A 9,956-nucleotide genomic window follows, 5' to 3' on the forward strand; every position below is an offset into this window, starting at 1 on the left:
ACTCCTTGTTCATCACTTAATGATATTATCACACCAACAAAACCTTGAAAAGGCCCATCATTAATTTTTATACTTTCACCCTTTTCATAGGCACAACCTAACTTTTTATTCTCTTGAATATCATTTAATGTGTTTACCATCAAAACAAGTTCCTTGGTAAAAACCTCTCTAGGTATATTATTTTCATTCAATAAAAAACCATACGCTTTTGGAACTGTGTTAACAAACTTAATAGCCTTATCACATAAAATAAAACATAGAAAGATATAACCAGGAGCACAACATTTAAAACCTTTAGTACTAAAAATATTTTTCGATGATTTGAGCTGTATATCATCAAATTCTACATAATACCGCAAAGAAACATCATCCTTATAGTACAAAATAAAGATACTTTCAAAATAATCATGAACACGAAACATTTTTGCATTATCTAACATATACTGACATACTTTTGCCTCATAACCAGAAGCAACTTTTAAGGAATACCACCTACACCCACTCACTTTATCACGTCTAGATAATATCTCATCATCAGATACTGCCTCTAAATTAGAATAATCATCATTAACTGATCGACAAAAATCTGATGTTTCTTTTAACAAAGAAATACTTTCATCACATAAGTACATATATATAAATGCCTCAAACAATTCCTCTGAGGAAGATTCTAAATCAAGAACTACCCTACGAGGAATAAATATATCTTTAAAATAAGAGACAGAATCTGAGTCTACTAACTGATTAAGAGCTAGTTCGGAATCATGATTAATTTTTACTAAATACCACTTATACTCCATACACAGCCTTAAATATCCATTTAATTACGTTAATAAATAGAAAATCTACTAAACAAAAAAAAGTTGAGAAACATAACACGGCAATCAACACTATAATAAAAGAAGAAAAAACTTCTTTCTTTCCTACCCAAGAAATAGTTAACACTTCCTGCCTCAGACTATAAAAAAAATTATTCAAAATTCTCAACATTACATAAAAAAATAAATAAGAATTAAGGCAGGAATGATAGGAATCGAACCTACAACCTCTGGTTTTGGAGACCAGCACTCTACCAATTGAGCTACATTCCTATTCATCTCATCCTAATATTTCAACTACGATACCAGAGCCAACAGTTTTCCCCCCTTCTCTTATAGGAAAACGTAGACCTTTATCCATGGCAATTGGCAACTGAAGCTCAACTTCTATGCTAATATTTTCTCCAGGCATTACCATCTCCTTGCCATCTAATAACTTTATACTTCCTGTAACATCAGTTGTTCTGAAATAAAACTGCGGCTGATAATTCTCTTCAAATGGTGTGTGCCTGCCTCCCTCTTCCTTCTTTAGAACATATACCTCAGCTTTAAATTTCTTGTATGGCTTTATCGTTCCAGGCTTTGCAAGAACTTGACCTCTCTCAACCTCTTCTCTCTTTGTGCCTCTTAGTAAAACCCCAACATTAAAACCTGCCTTCCCTCCTTCATTTAATGTCTTTTTAAACATCTCAACCCCAGTGCATGTCGTCTTCTGAGTCTCATTGCTTAAACCTATTATCTCAACTTCATCACCAACTTTTATTATACCACATTCTACCCTGCCAGTCACTACTGTACCACGACCTGGTATAGAAAACACATCCTCTATCGGTAGTAAAAAAGGTTTGTCCTCATCTCTCTCAGGATCAGGTACATACTCATCTAGAGCTTTCATTAACTTGATTATTGATTTCTTCCCGTACTCACTATCCTCATCATCAAGTGCTTTTAATGCTGAACCTATTATAACAGGTGCTTCATCGCCAGGAAACCCATTTTGTATTAATAACTCCCTTATTTCCATCTCCACTAAATCTAGCATCTCAGGATCTGCTGCATCAGCTTTATTAATATACACAACTATATGTTTTATTCCTACTTGTCTTGCTAGCAATACATGTTCTCTAGTTTGTGGCATCGGACCATCAACCCCAGACACTACTAATATTGCAGCATCCATTTGTGCAGCTCCTACTATCATGTTCTTAATATAATCAGCATGACCAGGACAATCAACATGCGCATAATGCCTCTTCTCTGTCTCATATTCAACATGTGCTGTTGCTATTGTTATTCCCCTCGCTCTCTCTTCAGGTGCATTATCTATCTCATCATACTTTACAAATTTTGACCCAAAACCTTTTGTTATCGCTGCCGTCAATGTCGTCTTCCCATGATCTACATGCCCTATCGTCCCCACATTAACATGCACCTTCCCAAATGCTGATACCGTTGTTCCCATAATTAAAATTACCCTTACTTTTATTAATATTAAACAATATACAAAAATTTATAAAAACACAACATAAAAAAAGAGCGGATAGTGGGAATCGAACCCACACAGCCAGCTTGGAAGGCTAGAACTCTACCATTAAGCTATACCCGCAAAATGGAAGAGGTAGGATTCGAACCTACGTACGCAATAGCGGACAGATTTACAGTCTGTTACCTTTAACCACTCGGTCACTCTTCCTTTAAATTCAATAGATAATGAATTACCAGTTCATAAAATGTAACTTTTATGAACCTTAAATACTAGGTACAATAATAAATGTCTAAAATAAAAAAATCAATACTTTTTAAACAAAAATGCTGTAGCATAACTTCTATTTAAAAACCAAAGCTTCAGTTTTAAGTTATTTAGCAATAAGAATACTCTCCTTAACTTCATATTTTTCTTGTAGGAATACTTGTTTAACCAAAAAATATGATAAGTACTACATTCATATATTATGAAAATAGTATTACGAGAAAATTAATAATCTTATATAACAGTATAGATTTTATAAAAGGTATGTAGGTATGTTATGAAGTTTTGTAAGTTTTTGTTTTTATTTCTAGTGCTTTCTTGTGCATTTAACTCTTATGCTACGACTACAGAAGCCGTAATATGTAAAGCAGTGGGATATATTCAATCAATAGGTGGGCAACTTATGACAGTTGTTATCATTGGTTCAAGTATACTTGCAATATTTGGTAGAATGGCATGGCCTGCACTTGTTGCGCTCGTTATATTTTGTGGTGTATTTTTTGGAGCATCAACAGTTGTAAAGAGTATGACTGGCAAAGGTGGTTGTGCTGAATGTTCTAATGATCAAGAATCATGGCAAGGAGAGTGCAAGGACAAGTGTAAAGCCCCGACTCCAAATAGAAATTCAACAACTGGAAATTGTCAGGCATAATAAATCAAGTGAAATTCCCATTAAGAATGCCTGAATTTTTTCAGGAACATTTATAAACTCTTCTAAACTGGTTTAGAACGCTCTTCATCTAATAATGGCTCAGCAGAAGCACTGCTTAATGCAGTTGATATTTTATTACCAGCCCAAACTAAAGGAGTAACAACAAGCGCAACAAGCCAAATAACAGCAGAAAGTGCATAAGATACAACTATTTTACAAAATTCAGCTATTTTGTCAGAATATTCTCTTGCTTTATGTAAAAGATTGTTCGCATAATTTACTAAAGATTCTGTATTTTCTTTAAGTGATCTCGCATTTTTTCCTGGATTTTCTTTGCAGTTAAGCAATTTTGATATTCCCTTTGCAGGTAAATATGATAAATATGCAAAAGCTAAAAATGTAGAACTTAATATCATACAAGTAGGCAAAAGAATAGATAAAGGTAATATTCCACACATTCGTTCTTCCCTAGAGCCTATCGCACCATTTGAATATTCAACACCACAAACTAGATCTTTTATAGGACCTAAAATACTATAAATATAATGAACAGATTGATAAAAACTATTTTTATGACTTGATATGCTTAAAGTTGGTACAGTTCCATATTTAGAATATTCTTTAAAATTCTTCCATGTTTTTTTCATAATAAGCCTTTTAATAAATTAAATAACTATATAAATAATAACCTGATTAAATAACTATTACAATAATTTTTAATTGATTATAATTGCATTTCTATAGAGTTTATCAAAAAAGATATTAGCTTGTGTTATTACTTTTTGATTAAAAATTTTCTGCTTTATTTCCTCTTCTGTATTTCCCTTTTTTATTTCACATAGCATTATTAATTTAGATACAGTGCCTTCTTGCATATCTATTACTTCATCAATATTTAACTTGCTTAATGAAATTTGCAATTTAGGATTTAAATCTTGCATCCTGACTTCAAATTCTTTTATAGCTGGTAAACGTAATTTTTTAGCTACTGAATTAAAATTTTTACAATTAATCTGTTCTTTTTTCAAGGTATCTATATCTTTTGAGTCATTACTAATGAATTGCTTTAACATTAATTTACTTTCAAGTAAAAAATAATCAATTTGTGTTTTATCTATTATTTTCGTTACTGTGTAACCTTCATTAGAAGCTATTGGTTTGCTGATGCTACCAATATCTACTAAAGCTTTTTTCACCTCATCGTTTAAATGATTTTGGTTAACAGTTACATCATTAATTTTGATTGTAAAAGAATATTTCTTATTAATATCTTCAATGCTTAAATTTTTATTTAATTTATCTACTATTTCTTCAGCTAATTCATAATTTTTTGTTGGAATAAAAAATTCTTGAATAGTAATTAGAGAATTTATTCTCTCTATACGACGTTTTGCATCACTTATCTCTTTAGAGGTCACATTAATAAAAGGCACAATTCTAGTTTCAATAATTTTATTCCTGAGCAATTGAGACTTAACATATTTCACTAATGTAGCATAATCCAGATTATTCTGGCTAATATAGTTACTAATTTTATCTTTTTTCACTCCTAAACCCTTCATAAATATTTCATCTACAGTATCATTTAATTCTTTAGTATTGAGCTTAATGGTGAGCTTTTTTGCTTCATCAAGAATTATTATTTCATCTATTAACTGTTTTAACGCTTCATGTTCTACATGATCAGAGTTGCTAAAAAGTAATGTGATTAATTTTGTGCGTTTCGCTACATCTACATTTGAAATTGGAGTATTATTAACGTGCGCAATAATTTTTACACTAATAGGAAAACTACTAACTGGTAGCAACAATAAAAATAAAGCAAGAAATATACTACGCATATCATGCAGCATTTTGAAACAATTTAATTATAACTTGCTATTTTACAAGTTACAAAGAAATTAATCCCTAGCAATATAAATAGGAGAATGTTAAGCGTTGATAAATAGATTTGTATGATATAAAAAATTATCTAAAGGTGGTATGACTTGGGCTTGATAATAGCGGTTCCTCAGTAGATACGTCATAAACGCTACTACTAACAATATCATCAGAATTTTGTTTCTCTAATACTAAAAAATTATTTTTAGTGTTGTTTATCATAAAATTTCGTATTGAAACATCACTATTATAGTCAAAGCCAGGATTGGACATTTGACTGCCGCTTTGACTATAAGACTGCAAATTACTTAGTTGTGCACTCATTATATCTTCTAAAACTTTATTGCTTTTTTTTAAGTCTTGGTTTTCATTTTCTAGCTCTTTAACCTGCTTACTATGTTTCTGTTCTAATTCTTCAATCTGTTTTCCATATTGATTCTCTATTTCAGTTATCATATTTCCTTTACTATAAAAACTATCATCTATAAAAGACCGGTATTCTTCTTCCTTTTTACGTGCTTGAGATTTTTCATACGCTGCACGATCAACTTTAAGATTAGAATAAGCTCCATACGCAAAACTTGCTGCCACACAAGCAGATGACACAGCAGATATAATTAAAGCAACAAAACCTTCTATAGTAGGAAGTATATTAATACTCTGTAAATCAAAATGATCAGATACGTATTCACTTACGAATGCAAGTGATGCTAAGGAAGTGATTGTACTTAGTACAGTAAAAATACGCCTTTTCTTACTTACACTGCCATCTTTATTACGAAAAAAAGTTGGCGCCTGTTCTATTACCATACTTACCTTAAGTTAATATCTTTATTATATATACTATTTATTTATAAAAATCAATACAAAAATTATATTGTCAATAAAGTTCACTCTTTAGATGAAGGATTTTTGTGGTAATCTTTATAATATTTTTCTATAGATGAGAAATGAAAGAAAAAACATTCACGATAATTGATGGCTACGGGTTTCTCTTTAGAGCTTATTACGTCTTACCTCACCTAATCACTACAACAGGTACTCCAATAGGAGGTGTATACGGTTTTTTAAATATGATAATTAGATATATTCAGCATTCGGATTATCTAGCAATAGCACTTGATGCAGGCAAAAAAAACTTCAGGCATGATTTATATTCCAATTATAAAGTAAATAGAATCGCTCCTCCTGAAGATCTAATTCCACAGTTTCATATCATAAGAGAAGCTATAGAAGCTTTTAATTTAAGTCATGAAGAAATTGAAGGCTACGAAGCAGACGATATAATTGCAACTTTTACTAGGAAGTACAGTTCAAATACAAATATAAAAGTAGTTATAGTTGCATCTGATAAGGATTTACTTCAACTCTTAAATTATAATGTTTTGGTATTTGACCCTATTAAAAATACGTATGTAGATGAAAAGTACGTGATAGAGAAATTCGGAGTAAACTCAAATCAATTGCTAGATTTTTTCTCTTTAACTGGAGATGCATCAGATAATATTCCAGGATTACCTGGCATAGGGCCAAAAACTGCTGCTAAATTATTAGATGAATTTGGTTCATTAGATAACGTCTTTAATAATACAGATAAAATAAAACAAACAAGAGTACGTAATATACTCGCAGAACATAAAGAAAAAGCTTTGCTGTCAAAAAAGCTCGCATCTTTATGTGAAACAGTTGAAATGCATAAAGATATTGAAGATTATAAACTATGTTCTCCTAACATGGAAAAATTATTATTTTTCCTACGAAAATATGAGTTCAATTCTTTTATTGGAAAAGTGGAAAAGCTTTTTTTATACAATCATTCAAATGAAGAAAAAAAAACAGAATATAACAGTGGAGAATTAATTAATTTCTTAGAATATTGCAGATCTGAAGGCAAAATAGCCATTCATTGTCACTTTGAGAATAATATTTTAAGTAAAATTTCTCTTGCATGTAGCGAAAACAATATTTTTTATGTACCGCAAGACAATATTCAAGATTCATTAACTTTGATGAACTCAATTCTGTGCTCAAATGGAGTATTAAAGATAGTATATAACGTTAAAGAAATAAGAAAGAGCATAGTAGGAATAGAGAACTCTCTCAAAGCACTGGATGATATAATGATTATTTCTTACAGCTTAGATACAGGAAAACATGATCACACAATTGGAAACATTATTGCACATAATTTGTTAAATAATGAAACAAGAAATTTTTCAGCACAAACTTTAATAGTTTTACATCAAAAACTGAAACAACGACTATTTCAGGAAAAATTGTTTACCATATATGAACGTTTTGAAAAACCATTACTTGCAGTAATATTACATATGGAAAATAATGGTGTGCTCATTGATATAAAAAAATTACAGGAGTTATCGGAAAGTTTTAAAGAAACAACTTCTATACTTGAAAATGAAATATATAGACTTGGAGGAGAAAAATTCAACATTGCTTCACCAAAACAATTAAGTGATATATTATTCAATAAAATTGGTCTTATTGGAAAAAAAAAATCAAGAAAATCTGGCACATATAGTACAAATCATGAAACATTAGAAGGGCTTGCAAATGAAGGTCATGAAATTGCAGATAAAATTCTATACTGGAGACATTTAAGCAAATTAAAAAATACATATACCGATGCATTAGTAAAGCAGATAAGCCCTTTAGATGGAAGAGTTCATACCAATTACTCAATGATAACTACTACCACTGGAAGACTTAGCTCTAGCAATCCAAATCTCCAAAACATCCCTATTAGAAGCGAAAAGGGTAACTTAATCAGACAGGCATTTATTGCACCACAGGGCTATAAGCTAATTTCTGCTGATTATTCACAGATAGAACTCAGATTACTTGCACATATAGCAGATGTATCTAGCTTTAAGGAAGCATTTCTTAAAGAGCAGGATATTCATGATATAACTGCAAGGCAAGTTTTTGGCGTACAAGAAGTAGATGATTCATTAAGACGAAAAGCAAAATCTATCAATTTCGGCATTATATATGGTATTAGTCCGTTTGGTCTTACAAAACAATTAAAAATAACAGTGCAGGAGGCTGCAGAATACATTGATTATTATTTTTCTTGTTATCCAGAAATAAAGCAGTATATGGAAAAAATAATTGAAGTTGCAAGATCTAGAGGTTATGTAGAGACTTTATTTGGTAGAAGGTGCTTCATAAAAGAAATTAATAATTCAATTTCTCATATAAGACAGTTTGCAGAGAGAGCAGCAATAAATGCACCTCTTCAGGGAACTGCAGCTGACATAATAAAACGCGCAATGATTCAATTATTTGATCGATTAAAAATAGGAAAAATAATACTTCAAGTTCATGATGAACTACTAGTAGAAATAGAAAAAGAAAAAGTAGAAAACACAGTAAAATTAATAAAAGATGTTATGGATAATGTTGTCACACTCTCTGTACCATTAAAAGTAGAGATAAAAGTTGGAGATAATTGGGGAGATATGAAAAAGGTAAAAATTTATTAAGCAAGATCTTCCTGCTTAATAAATTAACAGATGGTACCGCTATTCAAGTAATTATAGTTGCATCATAAACTGTTTTTGATGGTTATTTTTAGAGCTCAACACCATAAACAATAAAAGTACAGAACCCAAAATAATACCTTATGACAGAAATTAAGCTATGCATGCGCGCTCTACACAGCACTGAAGTAGGCTACTATCTAGATACTAAAACAATATTTTCTAGATTAAATTTATTATAACTAATATTGACTAAATACCAAAGCAATTTTTTTATAATTTCGCACTCTAAAGTTAAAAATGTACAAATCAAAGCTTTAGCAGACTCGAATAGATTTAATTTAGTGTTTTTAAAATTCTCCATTCACTTATAGATTAAACTGAGTTAATTTTGAGGTTAATTACTGTTGTACCTGCAATTCTATCATGTAAACTTGTCAGGTCATCAATATCATATCTTTTAAGAACTAAATATAAAACTAACATTACACAAAATGACAAAGGACCTATCCTTCTATAATACCTACGCCACGTATGTAAATCATGCCAAAATTCTCGGATAATGTCATATAAAATACAGCTAATAGCTACTAGCAAAAATGCAGTCACAGAAGTCTCCTTTAATGCTTGAATTAAAGTAACTTTTCCGAATGTTTTTTTATCTACTACACGTAGACCATAATACAGTTGTCATAATGTTCCACCAAATTTAAATATCATTAATGTATTAAATACTATGAACACCATCAATGCTAATAGTAGCAAAGTACTTAAAGTAAATTCTGTATCTGGAGATACTTTACTTAAAATCGTCATAAATATTAAATAAAACATTATTACAATGAATAATAGTATGGCAGAATCAATCAAAAACACTGATCCTGATTTAACATTCTCTTTCTCTCTTTTCATGATGTTAATCGTGTGGAAAATTTAAAGCTCAGTCACTTGCTGATATAACTACCGTACCTGCTATTTTATCGTAGAAAGTCTGCTGTTTCTTATCAATAAGTGCTAATATTGAAACTACAAATAGTAAAGTTGCAAGCCATACACTAATATAAAGAGTTAAAAATATTACCATAGTAAAGAATACTCTCTTACATAAGCTCCTGATTATTACTTGTTTCAAGCTCGCATTTTGAAGTGTATTGGCATCTTTTACATATACTTTACATAACAATTTTCCTAGATCTCCTCCAAATTTTGGTATCATTAATATTTCTATTATTAAATATGGAACTAAGGTTAATAATGCATACATAATTATAGAAGAAAGTGTATGAAGATCAGTAAGAGAAAAGAGAAAAGAATGCCATAGTCCGAACATTAGTATATATTGGTGCTAACGTATA

9 protein-coding genes and 3 tRNA genes are annotated in these 9,956 nt (G+C 30.5%); 2 read left to right on the plus strand and 10 right to left on the minus strand.

The genetic code is table 11. From position 1 onward, the window contains the following. From V6U76_RS03055 to V6U76_RS03075, 6 genes are all read right to left on the minus strand, one after another. A partial coding sequence (locus V6U76_RS03055; protein ID WP_333023550.1) for a transcription termination/antitermination NusG family protein occupies window positions 1-800 on the minus strand: 800 nt, incomplete at its 3' end. Next, window positions 790-990: a preprotein translocase subunit SecE gene (gene secE, locus V6U76_RS05575; protein ID WP_408647417.1), complete on the minus strand. Its 201-nt coding sequence runs from the start codon at window positions 988-990 to the stop codon at window positions 790-792. The genes V6U76_RS03055 and secE, both read right to left, overlap by 11 nt. Before the next feature lie 28 nt (window positions 991-1,018). Then, window positions 1,019-1,091 (minus strand) — tRNA-Trp (locus tag V6U76_RS03060). 7 nt (window positions 1,092-1,098) lie between these two features. Continuing rightward, entirely contained in the window at window positions 1,099-2,280 is a 1,182-nt protein-coding gene (tuf, locus tag V6U76_RS03065; RefSeq protein WP_333023551.1) for an elongation factor Tu, read from the minus strand. A 73-nt stretch (window positions 2,281-2,353) separates the two neighbouring features. Continuing rightward, window positions 2,354-2,424, minus strand: a tRNA-Gly gene (locus V6U76_RS03070). Between the two features lie 4 nt (window positions 2,425-2,428). Continuing rightward, window positions 2,429-2,511: transfer RNA gene (locus tag V6U76_RS03075), tRNA-Tyr, on the minus strand. A gap of 334 nt (window positions 2,512-2,845) precedes the next feature. On the opposite strand from V6U76_RS03075, the gene V6U76_RS03080 reads away from it, so the two are divergent. Then, the gene (locus V6U76_RS03080; protein ID WP_333023552.1) at window positions 2,846-3,220 is read left to right on the plus strand and encodes a TrbC/VirB2 family protein; all 375 of its coding nucleotides are present in this window, start codon (window positions 2,846-2,848) and stop codon (window positions 3,218-3,220) included. A gap of 62 nt (window positions 3,221-3,282) precedes the next feature. Here V6U76_RS03080 and V6U76_RS03085 read toward each other — a convergent pair whose 3' ends face one another. The 3 genes from V6U76_RS03085 to V6U76_RS03095 form a co-directional block, all read right to left on the minus strand. Further along, window positions 3,283-3,867 carry a hypothetical protein gene (locus V6U76_RS03085; protein ID WP_333023553.1) on the minus strand — a complete coding sequence of 195 codons (585 nt, stop codon included), beginning with the start codon at window positions 3,865-3,867 and terminating at the stop codon, window positions 3,283-3,285. Between the two features lie 69 nt (window positions 3,868-3,936). Then, window positions 3,937-5,061: a SurA N-terminal domain-containing protein gene (locus V6U76_RS03090; protein WP_333023554.1), complete on the minus strand. Its 1,125-nt coding sequence runs from the start codon at window positions 5,059-5,061 to the stop codon at window positions 3,937-3,939. A 127-nt stretch (window positions 5,062-5,188) separates the two neighbouring features. After that, window positions 5,189-5,911 (minus strand): hypothetical protein, encoded by a 723-nt coding sequence (locus tag V6U76_RS03095; protein ID WP_333023555.1) that lies wholly within the window; start codon window positions 5,909-5,911, stop codon window positions 5,189-5,191. 140 nt (window positions 5,912-6,051) lie between these two features. Between V6U76_RS03095 and polA the strand changes: the two genes are divergently transcribed. Continuing rightward, the gene (polA, locus tag V6U76_RS03100; protein WP_333023556.1) at window positions 6,052-8,604 is read left to right on the plus strand and encodes a DNA polymerase I; all 2,553 of its coding nucleotides are present in this window, start codon (window positions 6,052-6,054) and stop codon (window positions 8,602-8,604) included. Window positions 8,605-9,541: 937 nt separating this feature from the next. Here the strand turns inward: polA and V6U76_RS03105 are convergent. Next, complete coding sequence (locus V6U76_RS03105) at window positions 9,542-9,931, minus strand: RDD family protein (protein ID WP_333023557.1); 390 nt, start codon at window positions 9,929-9,931, stop codon at window positions 9,542-9,544. Between the last annotated feature and the right edge of the window lie 25 nt (window positions 9,932-9,956).

It is taken from the genome of Wolbachia endosymbiont of Pentidionis agamae, assembly GCF_036711655.1.
GTDB lineage: Bacteria > Pseudomonadota > Alphaproteobacteria > Rickettsiales > Anaplasmataceae > JAZHPY01.

Bases quoted from the DNA above. Each gene is read 5' to 3' on its own strand.
- secE (WP_408647417.1), bottom strand. From the start codon at position 990: ATGTTGAGAATTTTGAATAATTTTTTTTATAGTCTGAGGCAGGAAGTG.
- V6U76_RS03095 (WP_333023555.1), bottom strand. From the start codon at position 5,911: ATGGTAATAGAACAGGCGCCAACTTTTTTTCGTAATAAAGATGGCAGT.
- polA (WP_333023556.1), top strand. From the start codon at position 6,052: ATGAAAGAAAAAACATTCACGATAATTGATGGCTACGGGTTTCTCTTT.
- tuf (WP_333023551.1), bottom strand. From the start codon at position 2,280: ATGGGAACAACGGTATCAGCATTTGGGAAGGTGCATGTTAATGTGGGG.
- V6U76_RS03105 (WP_333023557.1), bottom strand. From the start codon at position 9,931: ATGTTCGGACTATGGCATTCTTTTCTCTTTTCTCTTACTGATCTTCAT.
- V6U76_RS03090 (WP_333023554.1), bottom strand. From the start codon at position 5,061: ATGCGTAGTATATTTCTTGCTTTATTTTTATTGTTGCTACCAGTTAGT.
- V6U76_RS03080 (WP_333023552.1), top strand. From the start codon at position 2,846: ATGAAGTTTTGTAAGTTTTTGTTTTTATTTCTAGTGCTTTCTTGTGCA.
- V6U76_RS03085 (WP_333023553.1), bottom strand. From the start codon at position 3,867: ATGAAAAAAACATGGAAGAATTTTAAAGAATATTCTAAATATGGAACT.